The sequence below is a fragment of the Burkholderia sp. LAS2 genome (assembly GCF_018417615.1).
Lineage (GTDB): Bacteria > Pseudomonadota > Gammaproteobacteria > Burkholderiales > Burkholderiaceae > Burkholderia > Burkholderia sola.
This window is the reverse complement of the sequence record NZ_CP071053.1, coordinates 1,051,839-1,069,632: the sequence shown is the minus strand read 5'-3', so window position 1 is coordinate 1,069,632 and position 17,794 is coordinate 1,051,839. Positions and strand designations below refer to the sequence as shown.

14 protein-coding genes and 1 pseudogene are annotated in these 17,794 nt (G+C 68.6%); 12 read left to right on the top strand and 3 right to left on the bottom strand.

Annotation, left to right across the window (positions count from 1 at the left end; genetic code table 11):
* Positions 1–66: 66 nt before the first annotated feature.
* Positions 67–1,062: pseudogene (locus JYG37_RS25190) on the bottom strand (sigma-54-dependent Fis family transcriptional regulator); the annotation flags it as partial.
* On the opposite strand from JYG37_RS25190, the gene JYG37_RS25185 reads away from it, so the two are divergent.
* From JYG37_RS25185 to JYG37_RS25140, 10 genes are all read left to right on the top strand, one after another.
* On the top strand, positions 1,031–1,366 hold the full coding sequence (locus tag JYG37_RS25185) for an FAD-linked oxidase C-terminal domain-containing protein (protein ID WP_502776027.1): 336 nt from the start codon (positions 1,031–1,033) through the stop codon (positions 1,364–1,366). The pseudogene JYG37_RS25190 and the gene JYG37_RS25185 overlap by 32 nt on opposite strands.
* Positions 1,366–2,451 carry a glycolate oxidase subunit GlcE gene (gene glcE, locus JYG37_RS25180; RefSeq protein ID WP_213346137.1) on the top strand — a complete coding sequence of 362 codons (1,086 nt, stop codon included), beginning with the start codon at positions 1,366–1,368 and terminating at the stop codon, positions 2,449–2,451. Before JYG37_RS25185 ends, glcE begins: the two co-directional genes overlap by 1 nt.
* A 24-nt stretch (positions 2,452–2,475) precedes the next feature.
* A complete protein-coding gene (gene glcF / locus JYG37_RS25175; protein WP_050013452.1) occupies positions 2,476–3,696 on the top strand; it encodes a glycolate oxidase subunit GlcF in 1,221 nt (406 codons plus the stop codon).
* Positions 3,697–3,718: 22 nt separating this feature from the next.
* Positions 3,719–4,123, top strand: coding sequence for a GlcG/HbpS family heme-binding protein (locus JYG37_RS25170; RefSeq protein WP_050013453.1), 405 nt, complete (start codon positions 3,719–3,721; stop codon positions 4,121–4,123).
* A 45-nt stretch (positions 4,124–4,168) separates the two neighbouring features.
* Complete coding sequence (locus tag JYG37_RS25165) at positions 4,169–6,343, top strand: malate synthase G (RefSeq protein WP_050013454.1); 2,175 nt, start codon at positions 4,169–4,171, stop codon at positions 6,341–6,343.
* A gap of 561 nt (positions 6,344–6,904) precedes the next feature.
* Positions 6,905–8,470 carry a sensor domain-containing diguanylate cyclase gene (locus tag JYG37_RS25160; RefSeq protein ID WP_050013455.1) on the top strand — a complete coding sequence of 522 codons (1,566 nt, stop codon included), beginning with the start codon at positions 6,905–6,907 and terminating at the stop codon, positions 8,468–8,470.
* Positions 8,471–8,617: 147 nt separating this feature from the next.
* Positions 8,618–10,003: a cache domain-containing protein gene (locus JYG37_RS25155; protein WP_050013456.1), complete on the top strand. Its 1,386-nt coding sequence runs from the start codon at positions 8,618–8,620 to the stop codon at positions 10,001–10,003.
* Positions 10,004–10,033: 30 nt separating this feature from the next.
* Positions 10,034–10,678, top strand: coding sequence for a response regulator (locus tag JYG37_RS25150; protein ID WP_050013457.1), 645 nt, complete (start codon positions 10,034–10,036; stop codon positions 10,676–10,678).
* Between the two features lie 203 nt (positions 10,679–10,881).
* Positions 10,882–11,445 carry a PAAR domain-containing protein gene (locus JYG37_RS25145; protein WP_089489930.1) on the top strand — a complete coding sequence of 188 codons (564 nt, stop codon included), beginning with the start codon at positions 10,882–10,884 and terminating at the stop codon, positions 11,443–11,445.
* A complete protein-coding gene (locus tag JYG37_RS25140; RefSeq protein WP_050013459.1) occupies positions 11,445–12,038 on the top strand; it encodes a type VI secretion system amidase effector protein Tae4 in 594 nt (197 codons plus the stop codon). The genes JYG37_RS25145 and JYG37_RS25140 overlap by 1 nt, the downstream gene beginning before the upstream one ends.
* 377 nt (positions 12,039–12,415) lie before the next feature.
* Here the strand turns inward: JYG37_RS25140 and JYG37_RS25135 are convergent, their stop codons facing one another.
* Entirely contained in the window at positions 12,416–13,012 is a 597-nt protein-coding gene (locus JYG37_RS25135) for an MlaC/ttg2D family ABC transporter substrate-binding protein (RefSeq protein WP_050013460.1), read from the bottom strand.
* Positions 13,013–13,338: 326 nt separating this feature from the next.
* Here JYG37_RS25135 and hpnN point away from each other — a divergent pair, with 326 nt between their 5' ends.
* A complete protein-coding gene (gene hpnN / locus JYG37_RS25130) occupies positions 13,339–15,972 on the top strand; it encodes a hopanoid transporter HpnN (protein ID WP_124680522.1) in 2,634 nt (877 codons plus the stop codon).
* Positions 15,965–16,972, top strand: coding sequence for an MlaA family lipoprotein (locus tag JYG37_RS25125; protein WP_124631375.1), 1,008 nt, complete (start codon positions 15,965–15,967; stop codon positions 16,970–16,972). The genes hpnN and JYG37_RS25125 overlap by 8 nt, the downstream gene beginning before the upstream one ends.
* A 112-nt stretch (positions 16,973–17,084) precedes the next feature.
* On the opposite strand, the gene JYG37_RS25120 is transcribed toward JYG37_RS25125, so the two are convergent.
* Positions 17,085–17,792: a phosphorylase gene (locus JYG37_RS25120; RefSeq protein WP_080334231.1), complete on the bottom strand. Its 708-nt coding sequence runs from the start codon at positions 17,790–17,792 to the stop codon at positions 17,085–17,087.
* Positions 17,793–17,794 lie beyond the last annotated feature (2 nt).

The following is a 17,794-nucleotide window of genomic DNA, read 5'->3' as shown; positions in this document are numbered from 1 at the left end:
CCGTCGACCGCGCCACGCTCGTGGGCCCCGCGGGCGCGGCGGGGCCCCCCCCCGCGCCACGGCGCGTCAGCTTTCGTCGGACGGCTGGCGCCCCGCGTCGGCGGCGGGCATCTTCCGGTAGATCGTGTTGCGCGAGACGCCGAGCGCGCGCGCCGCGGCGGACACGTTGCCGCCGTGACGGGCCAGCGCGGCGGCGATCGCGGACGCGGCGACGTCCTGCAGGCGCGCATCGACGGAAGGCAACGCGTCCGCGGCGCCCGGCCCGGCCGCGGTGCTCGCCGCGGCGGGCGAATCGGGCGTGGCCGGCACGGCCTGCCCGGTCTGCACGGCATCGCCGCGCCGCAGGTCATCGAAGAAGTCGTCCGGCAGGTGCTCGCGCCGGATTTCGCCATCGTCGTCGACCATGGCCGCCGCCGTACGCAGCAGGTTGCCGAGCTGGCGGAAGTTACCCGGCCACGTGCAGCGCACGAACAACTCCATGACGTCCGGCGCGACGGACAGCGGCGGCCCGCCCGGCCCCGCGAACGCCTCGCGTTGCAGCATCTTCTGCACGACGACCGCGAGATCCGTGCGGTCGCGCAACGGCGGCAGGCGCACCACGAGGCCGTTCAGCCGGTAGTAGAGATCCTCGCGGAAACGGTTCTGCGCGATCATCTCGCGCAAGTCGCGGTGCGTCGCGCAGATGATCGCGATGTCCACGGCAATCGTCTTCGTCGACCCGAGCGGGTTCACGAGGCGCTCCTGCAGCACGCGCAGCAGCCGCACCTGCAGCGGATACGGCATGTCGCCGATCTCGTCGAGGAACAGCGTGCCGCCGTTCGCCTGCAGCAGCTTGCCGATCGCCCCCTTGCGGCGCGCGCCGGTAAATGCGCCCTCCTCGTAGCCGAACAGCTCGGACTCGATCAGCGTCTCCGGAATCGACGCGCAGTTGACCGCGACGAACGGCGCGTCGCGCCGCGGCGAGTCGTTGTGGATCGCCTGCGCGAGCAGTTCCTTGCCGGTGCCGGTCTCGCCGGTGATCAGGATCGGGATGTCCTTGCCGATCACCTTGCGCACCTTCGATGCGAACCGGCAGGGCGAGCTCGACCGCGCGGAAGCGCTCGGCGGCAAGATCCTCGCGCTGTGCGTCGCCGTGGGCGGCAGCATTACCGGCGAACACGGCGTCGGGCGCGAAAAGATCAACCAGATGTGCGTGCAGTTCAACGCCGATGAAATCACGTTCTTCCACGCGGTGAAGGCCGCGTTCGATCCGCAGCGCCTGCTCAATCCCGGCAAGAACATCCCGACGCTGCACCGCTGCGCCGAATTCGGCGCGATGCACGTCCATCACGGCAAGCTGCCGTTTCCCGAACTGGAGCGCTTCTGATGCGACGCGACATCGAATCCATCGAGTCCATCGACGACAGCGCGGCGCTCGTCGCGCAGGTCGACGCGGCGATCCACGCTCGCCAGCCGCTGCACATCCGCGGCGCCGGCACGAAGGCGTTCGTCTGCCGGCCGGTCGAAGGCCGCACGCTCGACGTGCGCACGCATCGCGGCGTCGTGTCGTACGACCCGACCGAACTCGTCATCACCGCGCGCGCGGGCACGCCGCTCGCCGATCTCGATGCGATGCTCGACGCGGCCGGCCAGATGCTGCCATGCGAGCCGCCGTCGTTCGGCGGCGCGGCGACGGTCGGCGGCATGTTCGCGGCGGCGCTGTCGGGCCCGCGCCGCCCGTGGGCCGGCGCGGTGCGCGACTTCGTGCTCGGCTGCCGCGTGATCACCGGCCACGCGAAGCATCTGCGCTTCGGCGGCGAGGTGATGAAGAACGTCGCGGGCTACGACGTGTCGCGGCTGCTCGCCGGCAGTTTCGGCTGCCTCGGCGTCGTGACCGAAGTGTCGCTGAAGGTGCTGCCGAAGCCGCGCGCGACCGGCGATCTCGCGTTGACGCTCACGGCGAGCGAAGCCGTGCAACGCGTCGCCGCGTGGCGTCGCGCGGGGCTGCCGCTCGCGGGCGCGTGCCACGCGGACGGCGTGCTGCGCGTGCGGCTCGAAGGCGGCGACGGCTCGGTGAAGGCCGCGCGCGACACGATCGGCGGCGACCGGATGGACGACCGCGACGACGCGTTCTGGGCACATCTGCGCGACCTGTCGCTGCCGTTCTTCGACGATCCGCGGCCGCTGTGGCGCGTATCGGTGCCGGCCGCCGCGCCGCTCGACGCGCTCGCGGGCGCGCAGCTCGTCGACTGGGGCGGCGCGCAGCGCTGGCTGAAGACCGACGCCGCGCCGGCCGACGTGCAGCGCTTCGCCGCGCAGTGCGGCGGCCACGCGACCTGCTACACGCCGGGCACGACAGCGGAGCCGTTCCAGCCGCTGCCGCCCGCGCTGCTGCGCGTGCACCGGCAACTCAAGGCGCAGCTCGACCCGCACACGATTTTCAATCCCGGCCGGCTCTACGCCGACTTCTGACGCGAACCCGACTTCGACCCGCCGATGCAAACCAACCTCAGCGAAGCAAGCAAGGCCCTCGCCCGGGCCGACGAAGCGGAAGCGATCCTGCGCGCCTGCGTGCACTGCGGCTTCTGCAATGCGACCTGCCCGACCTACCAGGTGCTCGGCAACGAGCTCGACGGGCCGCGCGGCCGCATCTACCTGATCAAGCAGCTGCTCGAAGGCGAGCCGTGCGGCGAACGCACGCAACAACATCTCGACCGTTGCCTGACGTGCCGCAACTGCGAAACGACCTGCCCGTCCGGCGTGCGCTATCACACGCTGCTCGACATCGGCCGCGCGGAAGCCGAGAAGCGCGCGCGGCGGCCCACGCGCGAGCGCCTGCTGCGTGCGGGGTTGCGTCACGTGGTGCCGCGCCCGGCGACGTTCGCCGCGCTGCTGAAGGCCGGCCGCGCGCTGCGCCCGCTGCTGCCCGGCACGCTGCAGGACAAGATCCCGGCCGCCGTGCCCGCGGCCGCGCCGCGCCCGGCCGTGCGCCATGCGCGACGGGTGCTGATGCTCGAGGGCTGCGTGCAGCCATCGCTGTCGCCGAACACCAATGCGGCCGCCGCGCGCGTGCTCGACCGGCTCGGCATCAGCGTGACGCCGGCGCGCGAAGCCGGCTGCTGCGGGGCGACCGAATATCACCTGAACGCGCAGGACGCGGGCCTTCAACGCGCACGCCGCAACATCGACGCGTGGTGGCCGGCGATCGAGGCCGGCGCGGAAGCGATCGTGCTGACCGCGAGCGGCTGCGGCGCGTTCGTGAAGGAATACGGCGACCTGCTGCGCTCCGACCCCGTCTATGCGGAGAAGGCACGGCGCGTCGGCGCACTCGCGCGCGATCTGGCCGAAGTGATCGCGGCGGAGCCGCTCGACGCGCTCGCCGACGCGACGCCACGGCGCGTCGCGGTTCACTGCCCGTGCACGCTGCAGCACGCACAGCGCCTCGGCGGCGCGGTGGAAAGCATCCTGACGCGGCTCGGCTTCGATCTGACGAATGTCGCCGACGGCCATCTGTGCTGCGGCTCGGCCGGCACCTATTCGCTGACGCAGCCCGCACTCGCGACGACATTACGCGACAACAAGCTCGATGCGCTCGAAGCCGCGCAGCCGGACCTGATTGTCACCGCCAACGTCGGCTGCCAGACTCACCTGAACGGCGCGGGCCGCACGCCCGTGCGCCACTGGATCGAGCTCGTCGACAACCGGCTGGTCGACTGACCGCCTATTCCGGAGGAACGCCATGCAAACGAAACCCGAACTCGAACTGGCCGATGCCGAGCGCATGCTCGCCGCGGCCCGCGCGGAGGCGGAACGCCACGGCTGGGCCGTGTCGATCGCCGTCGTCGACGATGGCGGCCACCTGCTCGCGTTCGCGCGGCTGGACGGCGCATCGCCGGCCAGCAGCACCATCGCGCAGGACAAGGCGCGCGCGGCGGCGCTCGGCCGTCGCGAGACGAAGGCGTATGAGGATATGATCAACGGTGGCCGCACCGCGTTCCTGAGCGCGCCGCTGACGGGGTTGCTCGAAGGCGGCGTGCCGGTCACGGTCGACGGCCGGATTGCAGGCGCGATCGGTGTGTCTGGCGTAAAGTCCGAACAGGACGCGCAGATCGCCCGCGCCGGTACACAAAGCGTCGTGGCATAGCCAGCCAACGCGCGCGCGTTTTTCAATTCCCCGGGAGGAATCACGATGATCGACCAAGCAGGACTGCAAGTCGCGCCAGCGCTGAGCCAGTTCATTGAAAACGAAGCGCTGCCGGGCACCGGCATCGACAAGGCCGCGTTCTGGAGCGGTTTCTCGGCCCTGGTGCACGACCTCGCGCCGCGCAACCGCGAGCTGCTCGCCGAACGCGACCGCCTGCAGCAGGAACTCGACGCGTGGCATCGCGCGCACCCGGGCCCGGTACGCGACCACGCCGCGTATCGCGCGTTCCTCGAACAGATCGGCTACCTCGTGCCGGTCCCGTCGAACGTCGCGGCCGCCACCGCGAACGTCGACAGCGAGATCGCCACGCAGGCGGGCCCGCAGCTCGTCGTGCCGCTGTCGAACGCGCGCTATGCGCTGAACGCCGCGAACGCGCGCTGGGGCAGCCTGTACGACGCGCTGTACGGCACCGACGCGCTGCCGGAAGACGGCGGAGCCGAACGCACCGCGGCCTACAACCCGACGCGCGGCCAGCGCGTGATCGACTATGCGCGCAACGTGCTCGACAACGCGGCGCCGCTCGCGAGCGGCTCGCACCGCGACGCGCTGCGCTACCGCGTGCAGGACGGCCAGCTCGCGGTCGAAACCGCGAAGGGCAACGTCGCGCTCGCGCAGCCGGCGCAGTTCGTCGGCTACCAGGGCGCGGCCGACGCGCCGTCCGCGATCCTGCTGAAGCACAACGGCCTGCACGTCGAGATCCAGATCGACGCGTCGACGCCGATCGGCCGCGCCGATCTCGCGAACGTGAAGGACGTCGTGCTCGAAGCCGCGGTCAGCACGATCATCGACTGCGAGGATTCGGTCGCGGCGGTCGACGCCGACGACAAGGTCCAGCTCTACCGCAACTGGCTCGGCCTGATGCAGGGCACGCTCGTCGAGGCAGTCGCGAAAGGCGGCAAGACGTTTACGCGCCGCCTGAACGCCGATCGCGAGTACACGACGCCGGCCGGCGGCACGCTGTCGCTGCACGGCCGCTCGCTGCTGTTCGTGCGCAACGTCGGCCACCTGATGACCAACGGCGCGGTGCTCGACCGCGACGGCAACGAGATTCCGGAAGGCATTCTCGACGGCGTCGTCACGACGCTGTGCGCGCTGCACGACCTGAAGGCCAAGCGCAACTCGCGCACGGGCTCGATCTACATCGTGAAGCCGAAGATGCACGGCCCGGCCGAAGTCGCGTTCGCCGACACGCTGTTCGCGCGCATCGAGGATCTGTACACCCTGCCGCGCAACACGCTGAAGATGGGCATCATGGACGAGGAGCGCCGCACCAGCGTGAACCTCGCCGCGTGCATCGCGGCAGCGGCCGCGCGCGTCGCGTTCATCAACACCGGCTTCCTCGACCGCACCGGCGACGAGATGCACACCGCGATGGAAGCGGGCCCGATGATCCGCAAGGGCGACATGAAATCGTCCGCGTGGATCCAGTCGTACGAGCGCAACAACGTGCTTGCGGGCCTGTCGGCCGGCCTGCGCGGCCGCGCACAGATCGGCAAGGGCATGTGGGCGATGCCGGACCTGATGCATGCGATGCTCGAGCAGAAGATCGCGCATCCGCGCGCCGGCGCGAACACCGCGTGGGTGCCGTCGCCGACCGCCGCGACGCTGCACGCGCTGCACTACCACCTCGTCGACGTGCAGGCCGTCCAGCAGGAACTCGAGAAGACGCCGTACGCGAGCGAGCGCGACGCGCTGCTCGAAGGGCTGCTGACGGTCCCGGTCGTCGAGCGCGCCGCGTGGAGCGAGGCCGAGATCCTGAGCGAGGTCGAGAACAACGCGCAGGGCATCCTCGGCTACGTCGTGCGCTGGGTCGAACAGGGCGTCGGATGCTCGAAGGTGCCGGACATCCACGACGTCGGCCTGATGGAAGACCGCGCGACGCTGCGCATTTCGAGCCAGCACATCGCGAACTGGCTGCGCCACGGCGTGATCACCGAGGCGTTCGTGCTCGACGTGTTCAAGCGCATGGCCCGCGTCGTCGACCAGCAGAACGCGGGCGATCCGAACTATCGCCCGATGGCGCCCGGCTACGACCAGTCGACCGCGTTCAAGGCCGCATGCGCGCTCGCGCTGCAAGGCACGTCGCAACCGAGCGGCTATACCGAGCCGCTGCTGCATCGGTTCCGGCTCGCGTTCAAGGCGCAACAGCACGGCGCCTGAACCTGCGCACGCGGGCTCGCCCGCATGCCGGACACCGGTCGTACGCCGACCTTGCGAAACGGGCAGCCCGCGCGGCTGCCCGTTTTCCTATTTGCGTGCACCGTGCCGTTGAAACCGATAATCGGTAGATATCGCGCGCTTTCGCATGCGGTGCTCACCCGACGTTAATCCCGGTGCGCCCGCGGACGTGCGCCGCACGGCCTTTTCCGCACTGCCGCACAGCCTTGCGCGACAACGCTTCGCCGATATTTGCAAGCCCGGGATTACGCGAAAATTTGATCCCGATCAACAGGTTGCAACATTTTCCGCGCACACAAACACGCGCGTTATACTCCGTTCAATTCGCGTCGCGATTCGTCAGATGGTCGAATTGCAGCAGACGTTACCTGTGAATACCCGGTTTATCGGTTTCTCGGGCCGCGATTGTCGATAATCGGTGCCCGGTTTCTCCGCTGAACGGAAGGCTGGCACGGGAAGGGCGCGCACCGGATCGCCACCGGTAGTCATACGAACAATCGCATCGGCCCGCCGCCCGGCGACGATGCCCCCGATCCACGGACCATGGCAGAAACCGACTACGCAATGCCCAGCGAATCCGGCGTGACGAGCCGTGTCGCCGCTCATCTGCGCCGGTCCCTGCTGCCGCACCTGATCTTCTATACGGGGCTGCTGATCGCGCTGATCCTGCTGCTGCTGTGCGGGATCGTGCTGTACGAAGGCCGGATCGACGCGCGCGACCGCTCGCGCAGCATGCAGCAGAACCTCGCGCTGATGGCGTCGTGGGACATCGAACGCAACATCGAGATCTATTCGCTGTCGCTGCAGGCGGTCGTCGAAGGCGCGAACGACCCGGCGGTGACCCGGCTGCCGATGGCGCTGCGCCGCCAGGTGCTGTTCGATCGCGCGACGACCGCCAAGTACCTCGGCGGCATCTACGTGCTCGACGCGAAAGGCGACATCGCGGTCGACGGCATGAGCGACGTGCCGCGCAAGGCCAACTTCGCCAACGAACCGTACTTCACCGTGCACCGCGACCGTCCCGACGTCGGCCTGTACGTCAGCCCCCCGTATCACTCGCGGCTGCGCGGCGGCTCGCCGAGCATCGCGCTCAGCCGGCGAATCACGCGGCCCGACGGATCGTTCGGCGGCGTCGCGGTGATGTCGATCCGGCTCGAATATTTTCAGAACCTGTTCTCGCGGCTGTCGCTCGGCGATCGCGGCTCGGTCGCCCTGATCAACACGGATGGCAGGATGGTCGCGCGCGAGCCGTACGACCCCAAGATCGTCGGCCGCGACATCAGCCGCGCGAGCACGTTCCGGCACTTCATGACCGCCAACGAAGGCAGCTTCGCCGATACCGCAACGATCGACGGCGTGCGGCGCCTGTACGTGTTCCGGCACCTCGAGCACCTGCCGCTCATCGTCATGGTCGCGCGCTCGGAAGCGGACACCTACGCCGCGTGGTACGACCGTGCGATCCCGATCGGCTCCGCGATGGTCGCGCTCGCGATCGGCTTCGTCGGCCTGTCGCTGCTGCTCGACGTGCAGTTGCGCAAACGCCATCGCGCGGAAACCGAGCTGCAGGCGCTCGCGCGCACCGACGGCCTGACGGGCCTCGACAACCGCCGGATGCTCGACGTCACGCTCGCGCGCGAATGGCGCCGCGCCGCGCGCTCGCAACATGCGCTGTCGCTGCTGTTCATCGACGTCGACGACTTCAAGCGCTACAACGACACGCAGGGCCACCAGGCCGGCGACGACGCACTCGCCGCGGTCGGCCACTGCATCGCCGGCTGCCTGCGCCGCCCGGCCGACTATGCGGCGCGCTACGGCGGCGAGGAATTCGTCGTCGTGCTGCCGGATATCGACACGGACGGCGCGGTGACGATCGCCGAAACCATCCGCACGGGCATCCTCGATCTCGGCATCCGGCACGACGCGGGCACGGTCGGCCGCCTGACGGTGAGCATCGGCGTGACGACCAGCTACCCCGAACACGACGACAACATCCAGGCCGCGCTGAAGCGGGCCGACGATGCGCTGTATCGGGCGAAGGAAGGCGGGCGCAACCGCATCGCCGTGCAGGCGGCCACGTCGCCCGACACTCGCGAATCGCGGCGGGCCTGAACGCACGGGCAGCGGCGGGGCGGCGGCCGCCGCCCGCCTGCAAAATCGCCGACAATACCGGCTCGATATGCCACCGCGCGGCCGCGCGGCCGATGCGCCCGGCCTGCGCGCCTGGCCGGCCGCGTGGGCCGGCCGCTTCGCACCACCATGAGACTCAAGGCAAAGATCTTCCTTCTGGCCATCGTGCCGTTCCTGCTCGCGATTGCCGGCATCGGCTTCGGCGTGCGCCAGCAGGCGACGACGCTCGCGCGCACGCAGCACGCGACGATCCAGGCCGCGTACCTGTCGAGCAAGGAAGTCGAGCTGAAGCACTACGTCGAACTCGCGACGAGCGCGATCATGCCGCTCTACGACGCGAGCGGCCACAATGCGCGCGACGACGCGCTGCTGCGCACGCAGGCGCTCGCGATGCTGCAGAAGATGGATTTCGGCCCCGACGGCTATTTCTTCGTCTACGACCTGCACGGCAATTCGCTGATGCATCCGCGCGAGCCCGAGCGCGTCGGTCACAACTTCTGGTCGATGCGCGACCCGCAGGGCGCGCTGACCATCCAGAAGCTGATCGGCGCGGCGTCGCAGGGCGGCGGCTACGTGCGCTATGCATGGCAGCGGCCGTCGACGGGCCGCGTCGCGCCGAAGCTCGGCTACGTCGTCGCGCTCGAGCGCTGGGGCTGGATGGTCGGCACCGGCATCTATCTCGACGACGTCGACACCGCGCTGCAGCGCATCGATGCGCGCGCGTCCGCGAACATCGAGCGCACGATGAGCTGGCTCACCGCGATCGCGCTCACCGGCGCGGCGGCGATCGCCGTGTGCGCGCTGGTACTGAACGTCAGCGAGTCGCGCAGCGCCGACGCGAAGCTCAAGCTGCTCGCGCAACGCGTCGTCGAATCGCAGGAGCAGGAGCGTGCGCGGCTGTCGCGCGAACTGCACGACGGGATCAGCCAGATGATGGTGTCCGCGAAGCTGATGCTCGAATCCGCGCTGGCGCGCTTCGAGCGCGGCACGTCGCGCGTGCCCGAAGCCGAGCAGGCGCTCGCGTCGGGCGTCGGGCGGCTCGGCGACACGCTGCGCGAAGTCCGACGCATCTCGCACGCGCTGCGCCCGTCGATGCTCGACGATCTCGGCCTCGCGGCCGCGCTCGAGCAACTCGTGCGCGAGCTGGGCGCGGAAAGCGGCATCGACATCGGCTACACGCAGGTCGCGCACGGCGGCACGCAGCCGCTGCCCGAAGCCGTCAACACCGCGCTGTTCCGGATCGCGCAGGAAGCGCTGAGCAACATCGTGCATCATGCGCGGGCGTCGCGCGCGGCCGTCACGCTCGACGTCGGCGCACAATCCGTCACGCTGACCATCGCCGACAACGGCTGCGGCTTCGACGCCGAACGCTCGCAGGCCGACGCGCGCCGCGGCATCGGCCTGCGCAACATGCGCGAGCGCCTCGACGCGCTCGACGGCACGCTGACGATCACGTCGCAGGTCGGCCATACCGTCGTGGCCGCGCGCGTGCCGCTGCGGCGCGCGGCCGCCTGAGCACGCACACCCTACCCGGAGACCTTGCCCATGAGCGCCCCCGATACCGCCCGGCACGCCGCCCGACTGCTGCTCGTCGACGATCACCCGCTCGTGCGCGATGGCTTGCGGATGCGGCTCGAAGCGGCCGACCTGTCGGTGGTCGGCGAGGCCGGCAACGCGGACGAGGCGCTCGCGCTGGCCGCCTCGCTCGAACCCGATCTCGCGCTGATGGACGTCGGCATGAACGGGATGAACGGCATCACGCTCGCGGGCGTGTTCCACGAGCGTTTTCCGGGTATTCGCGTGCTGATGCTGTCGATGCACGACAACATCGAGTACGTGACGCAGGCGGTGCGCGCCGGCGCGAGCGGCTATCTGCTGAAGGATTCGCCCGCGAGCGAGATCGTGCGTGCGATCGGCGTGGTGCTGGCCGGGCAGACGTTCTTCAGCGAAGGGCTGGCCGCGCGGATGATCCAGGCCAGCGCGACGGCGTCGCCGCTGGACCGGCTGACGCCGCGCGAGCGCGACATCCTCGACGCGCTGGCCGAAGGGCTGTCGAGCAAGCAGATCGCGCAACAGACGGGGCTGTCGGTGCGCACGGTCGAGACGCACCGGCTCAACCTGAAACGCAAGCTGGAGATCGAAGGGCAGGCCGAGCTGATCAAGTTCGCGGTCGAGCATCGGCGGCGGTAGGCAAGCGCACCCGGATGGCTCGCGCGACGCGCAATTCACTTTCAAATTTCATACTTGTCCAATCGACCTCACCCTGGGGCGATGGAATTCTTTCGCTTGCCGAAACGAGCACCGTGCTCGTGATTCGCATGACACGCGTGAACTCGTCATGCGGCCCCGGCATCACCGGCTGATATCGGTGACCTGGATCGAGGAGCGAAATCATGATGCGCCGTATCGCCGTTGTCGGTGACGCGCTGGAAACCGGCGGACACATTCTCGCCTACGCAGGGCCGCCATTCACGTTTGGCGACGCTGGCCATCAGGTTGCGCTGATCGGCGGCCTCGCGTTCTGCGAAGCGTGTGAAAGCACCGGCCGGATCGCCAAGATGGGCGGCCCCAAGCGCATCGAATTCATGGGCGAGACGGCGGCCGACGGCGACATCGTTCAATGTCGATGCTCGACACCACCGCGCATCGTCGCGCTGCTCGCCGGCAATTCATGGTGCGACGACCAGGCGGAAGCGGCAGGCGTCGTTACTTCCGGACTGAACCGGGCAGGCAACGTCACGAGCTTAGCCGCAGGTGCCTACGACGAATGCGTCCGCGCCGTCGGAAACGGCGCGTCGCCAGACTATCCCTACATCATCGAAACATCGGACGGGCGCATTCATTCAGGCAGGCTCGACAGCACCGCGTGCCTGCCGCGCATCCATACGACCGACAGCGACGAGTACACGGTCTATTGGGGCGACGAAGCGCTCGCGAGATCGGACGGAGACGCTTAATGCCGAACGGAAAAACAGTCGTCAGGACAACCGCCGTGCAAAACTCGTACAAGGAAGTCGAGCTGAAGTCGGTGACGTTTTCCGAGCTGTGGAAGAACTACGCTCACGGCAACCCGTACGATGATCCGAACGGACAGTACAAGAACCAGTGTGCGATCCGGATAAGCGTGACGCTGCACAAGGTCGGCATCGCAATGAAGTCGTTTTCGCAGAAGCGGGTTCGGCCGATGCCCGGCAAACCGGCGCTGGGCCGCCTTCTGATCGACGGCAAACCGACCGCGACTCGCGCATACGAGTTCGCGGAGTGGTTGAAGCTGCGGCCGATCGCGGGAGTACTGGCTCCGGAGAACATCACGGGTCAGAATTGGGCGAGTAGGATATCCGGTCGGACCGGAATCATATTCTTCGACGGCTATTGGCTTCAGGATGGCGACTCACCGGACAACTTGAGCGGCGGTCACGTCGACCTCTGGAACGGGAGCAAACTCACTGGCTTCGGATCAGGCGTGCGGATCTCATGGAATATAGTCCTACCGGGCATCTGGTCGGATTTCCGAAATTCGAAAACCATCTTGTTTTTTCCCGTCAAATGAAACTCGTGACTGTGGTAGCAGGTGCACTTGTCGGTGGAGCGCTCGCGACAATGTTCTGCTGGGGAGCGCTCTACGTGTACGGGGCATTCGTTCTGCATGGCAAGGGAAGCCTCTTCGACACGGACCCGGAGATCGCGAATCTATTTTTCGTCACATGGGGCGGATTGATTTTAATTTTCGCAATGGCCGGCGCAATTGTCGTGACTCGCAGGAAATCCCGTTAGCCAACTGATTACCCCTACGATGCTGTTTTTTCTCGCCTCGTATGTGATTCGCTGAGTCAGCCTCTTGCATTAGCCACCCTCGTTCGACCGACCTACGAATAGAAAAGGCGCCCGAAGGCGCCTTCCATGCATCTGAACTACGCGCAACAGCCGTCAGTTCGTCCGCGAATTGTGCTTCTGCAGATACGCGATCAGGCCGTCGATCCCACCCGTCGCGAGCTGGCTCTTGAACTGGCCCTGGTAGACCTGGATCAGCCACGCGCCCGACATGTCGATGTCGTAGATCTTCCAGTCGTTGCCGACCTTGCCGAGACGATAGCCGACCGACTGGCTGTCGCCCGGCGTCGTGACCGTCGACTGCACGAGCGCATCGGCACCCGACGCGCCGCCTGGCTTGAACGAGAACTTCGCGTCCTGGTTGCCGAGCTGCGCGAGCGACGCGGCGTAGGTGCGCGTCATCAGCAACCGGAACTGCTTGTACAGCTCCTGCTGCTGTTGCGGCGTGGCCTGCTTCCACGCGTCGCCGACCGCGATGCGGGTCGTGCGCTCGAAGTTGGTCACGGGCAGGAAGCGTTGCTCGACCACCTGCGTGATCTTCGCCATGTCACCGCCGCGGGCGGCCGGATCGGCCTTCATCGCGTTGACGGTGCCCTCGACCGCCGTGCGGACGAGGTCGACCGGCGCGCTCTGCGCGAAAGCGGAAACCGACACGGCGGCCGCCGCGACGAAAGCAAACAGATGACGTTTCATACGAATTTCGCACTCGATGGGAAAAAACGGCCGGCTCTTTGCATCGGCCGGTGGAGCAAAGTATACCGGGCCCGACGCCGCGTTGCCGCCCGGTGACCGACTGTTACCTTTCAGCGCCGTTTGTCACAGGCGCTTCGCGGCGTGTCGACGCATCGCCGCGGCGATTATGTAAATATATGCATACAAATGATCCGGCCGCGCGATCCGATTGCCACGCCGGTAGCAAATATCCTTCCCGCCCCGATTCTCCGCAACGTCACGACCGTCGCCGCGCCGCGCCGGTATACTTGGCTACTTTGCCCTAGCCAGCCGCTCCCCACCACCACATGGTGACATCTCTCATCGTCCGACTCGTTGCGTGGTCGGTGCGCCGCCCCGTCTGGGTCGTCGTCCTGTCGCTCGTCATCGCCGCCTTCAGCGGCGTCTATGTCGCGCAGCATTTCAAGATCAACACCGACATCAGCAAGCTCGTCGATGCGGAACCGCAATGGGCCGCGCTCGGCCAGGCCGTCGACAAGGCGTTCCCGCAACGCAACGGCACGATCCTCGCGGTCGTCGAGGCGCCCGCGCCCGAATTCGCGACGGCCGCCGCGCATGCGCTGACCGAAGCGCTGCAGAAGGACGCCGCCGCCGGCCGCATCGGCCCGGTCGCCGAACCGGGCGGCGGGCCGTTCTTCGAACACAACGGGCTGCTGTTCCTGTCGCCGCAGGAGGTCTCCGATACGACCGCGCAGCTCGCGAGCGCGCGCCCGCTCGTCAACGAACTCGCGAAGAACCCGAGCCTCACCGGGCTCGCCACCACGCTGTCCACCACGCTCGGCCAGCCGCTCCTGACCGGCCAGGTGAAGCTGCCCGCGATGGCGAAGCTGCTCGCGCGCAGCGCGGCGACGGTCGACGACGTGCTGGCCGGCAAGCCGGCCGCGTTCTCGTGGCGCGCGCTGGTCGACAACGACGCCGCGCGGCAGCCCGCGCGCGCGTTCGTCACCGTGCAGCCGGTGGTCAACTACGGCGCGCTGAAGGCCGGCGCGGCAACGAGCCAGGTGATCCGCGACGCGGCCCGTTCGCTCGACCTCGACAAGCGCTACGGCGCGGCCGTGCGCCTGACCGGCGAACAGCCGCTCGCCGACGACGAATTCGCGTCGGTCGAAGACGGCGCCGCGCTCAATGGCGTGCTCACGCTGCTCGCCGTGCTCGTCATCCTGTGGCTTGCACTGCGCTCGAAGCGGATGATCGGCTCGGTGCTCGTCACGCTGTTTGTCGGCCTCGTCGTGACGGCCGCGCTCGGCCTCGCGATGGTCGGCTCGCTGAACATGATCTCGGTCGCGTTCATGGTGCTGTTCGTCGGCCTCGGCGTCGACTTCTCGATCCAGTACGGCGTGAAGTACCGCGAGGAACGCTTCCGCGACGAGCGCATCGATCACGCGCTGATCGGCGCCGCGCACTCGATGGGCATGCCGCTCGCGCTCGCCACCGCGGCCGTGGCAGCAAGCTTCTTCTCGTTCATTCCGACCGCGTATCGCGGCGTGTCCGAGCTCGGCCTGATCGCGGGCGTCGGGATGTTCGTCGCACTGCTGACCACGCTCACGCTGCTGCCCGCACTGCTGCGCCTGTTCGCGCCGCCTGGCGAATCGAAGACGCCGGGCTTTCCGTGGCTCGCGCCGGTCGACGATTATCTCGATCGCCATCGCAAGCCGATCCTGATCGGCACGCTGGCGGTCGTGATCGGCGCGCTGCCGCTGCTCGCGTTCCTGCATTTCGACTTCAACCCGCTGCACCTGAAGGACCCGAACAGCGAATCGATGGCGACGCTGCTCGCGCTGAAGGATTCGCCGGAAGCCGCCGTCAACGACGTCACGCTGCTCGCGCCGTCGCTCGCGCAAGCCGACGCGGCCGCGAAGCGCCTCGACGCGCTGCCCGAAGTCGGCCGCACGACCACGCTGTCGACCTTCATCCCCGCCGACCAGCCGGCCAAGCGCGCGGCGATCGCCGCGGCTGCGAGCGAGCTGCTGCCCGCGCTGACGCAGCCGGCCGCGCCGCCCGCGACCGACGCGCAACGCGTGGCCGCGCTCAAGCGCGTGTCGGACCTGTTGAGCTATGCGGCCGAGGATCACCCGGGCCCGGGCGCCGCGGCCGCGCAGCACCTGTCCGCGTCGCTCGCGAAGCTCGCCGCCGCCGACAGCGCGACGCGCGACCGTGCCGAACGCGCGTTCTCCGATACGCTGCGCATCGCGCTCAACCAGCTCGCTGCGCTGCTGCAGCCGCAGGACATCACGCGCGAATCGCTGCCGCCGCAGGTCGTGCGCGACTGGGTTGCGCCGGACGGCCACGCGCTCGTGCAGATCTCGCCGAAGGTGCCGAAGGGCGTCGACCCGAACGACGACACGATGCTGCGCCGTTTCGCCAAGGCCGTGAAGGCCGCGGAACCGGGCGCGACTGGCGGCCCGATCTCGATCCTGCATTCGGCCGACACGATCATCAACGCGTTCCTGCACGCGGCGCTGTGGTCGATCATCTCGATCACGGTCCTGCTGTGGGTCACGCTGCGCCGCTTCGGCGACGTGCTGCGCACGCTGGTGCCGCTGCTCGTGTCGGGCATCGTGACGCTCGAGATGTGCGTCGTGCTCGGCATGTCGCTGAACTTCGCGAACATCATCGCGCTGCCGCTGATGCTCGGCGTCGGCGTCGCGTTCAAGGTGTATTTCGTGATGGCGTGGCGCGCGGGGCAGACGGGGCTGCTGCATTCGAGCCTCACGCACGCCGTGCTGTTCAGCGCCGCGACGACGGCGACCGCCTTCGGCAGCCTGTGGCTGTCGCACCATCCGGGCACGTCGAGCATGGGCAAGCTGCTCGCGCTGGCCCTGACCTGTACGCTGATCGGCGCCGTGGTGTTCCAGCCCGTCCTGATGGGCAAACCGCGCGTCAAGCGCGCCCAGAACCAATCGCAAGGAATCAATGAATAAGGTGCGAATCATTGCGGCGACCGTCGCCGCCAGCGCGATGCTGACCGGCTGCGCGACGGGACCGAACCGCAATCCCAACGACCCGCTCGAGCCGATGAACCGGGCGATGTACACGTTCAACGACACGGTCGACACGCACATCGCGCAGCCGATCGCGAAGGGTTACCAGAAAGTCACGCCGACGCCGGTGCGCACCGCGATCAGCAACTTCTTCTCGAACCTCGGCGATCTCGGCAACATGGCGAACAACCTGCTGCAGTTGCGCATCACCGATGCGACGCAGGATCTGATGCGCGTGGCGATGAACTCGCTGTTCGGCGTCGCCGGCCTGATCGACATCGCGACGCCGGCCGGGCTGCCTAAGCATCACCAGGATTTCGGGCTGACGATGGCGCGCTGGGGCATGCCGTCCGGCCCGTACCTCGTGCTGCCCGTGTTCGGGCCGAGCACGATCCGCGACGGCGTCGGCCGCGCGGTGGACGTGCGCTTCAACCTGCTGAACTACATCGAGCCGGCCGCACGCAATCCGATGTACATCGCGCAGTTCATCAGCGCGCGTTCGGACCTGCTCGGTGCGACCGATCTGCTGAAGCAGGCCGCGCTCGATCCGTATTCGTTCGTGCGCGACGCGTACCTGCAGCAGCGCAAGTCGCTGACGTATCACGGCCAGTCGGCATCGGCTGCCGCGCCGAACTACGCTGAGCCGGGTGAAGCCGGCGCGGTGCCGGCGGCCACGCCAACCACGCCGGGCGGCTTGCCGAACTATGAGGATCCGGGCGATGCGGGCGGCGCATCGGGCGCCACGCCGAACAACGCACCGGCCGCGCCGGGATTGCCGCAGTATGACGATCCGGGTGCGGACAATGCGATGCCGGCGAGTGCGCCTGCTGCGGCACCGGTCGCTGCGTCGGCCGGAGCGACGACAGCGCCGGCCGCCAACGGCGCGCCGATCGCGCCGGCGATGCCGACGATGCCCGCGAGCAGTCCGGCCGCACAGTAACGCCGCAACGGCGGCCGCGCAAAAAAAGAGCGCTGCGTCATGCAGCGCTCTTTTTTTGTCCGCGCGAAACGGCAGACCGGGAAGCGGGGGAAAGGCCAGCAGCGAACGCCGCTCAGACGATCCGCATCGCGCCCGCCCGCTCGAACGCGTGGCGTGCCTGGATCAGTGTCGTGCGCGCCGCGCGCGCATCGCTGGCGACTTGCAACAACGGACCGAGCTGCGACGGCTGCTTCAGCAGTTCGCGCAGGATCGGCAGGATCGCCGTGCTGCCGTCGTCGCGCAGCCCGGCCGTCGCCGCGCGCGGCAGCGTGCGCCACGCCGGATCGACGATCGCGCGGCACACCGCGAACGGCACGCCGCGCGCGGCCGCGAAGGCCGCCGCGATATGCGATTCCATGTCGACGGCAAGCGCGCCATTCGCACGATGCAGCGACGTCTTGTCCTGCTCGCTGACCACCGGCGCGCCGACGGCCGCCATCGTGCCGCGCGTGACACGCGCCCACACCGGCGTGTCCTGCAGCGCGGCGACGAGCCGCGCGCTCCAGCCCGTATCGGTCTGCACGCGGCCGAACGGCCCGTCGATCGCGTCCGCGATCACGAGCGCGCCCGGCGCGAGGTCGGGCGCGAGCCCGCCCGCGGTACCGAAGCTGACGATGCCCGCGCAGCCGCGCGCGGTCGCTTCGGCCAGTGCGCGCTCGAGCCGGTCGGCCCGCGCGGCGAACACGGCCTCGACGCCGTCGCCGCGCGCGATGCGCGCCTCGAACGCCATCCCTGTGACCGCGATGACGGGCAATGCGCCGTTGTGCTGCGTCGTCGCCACGC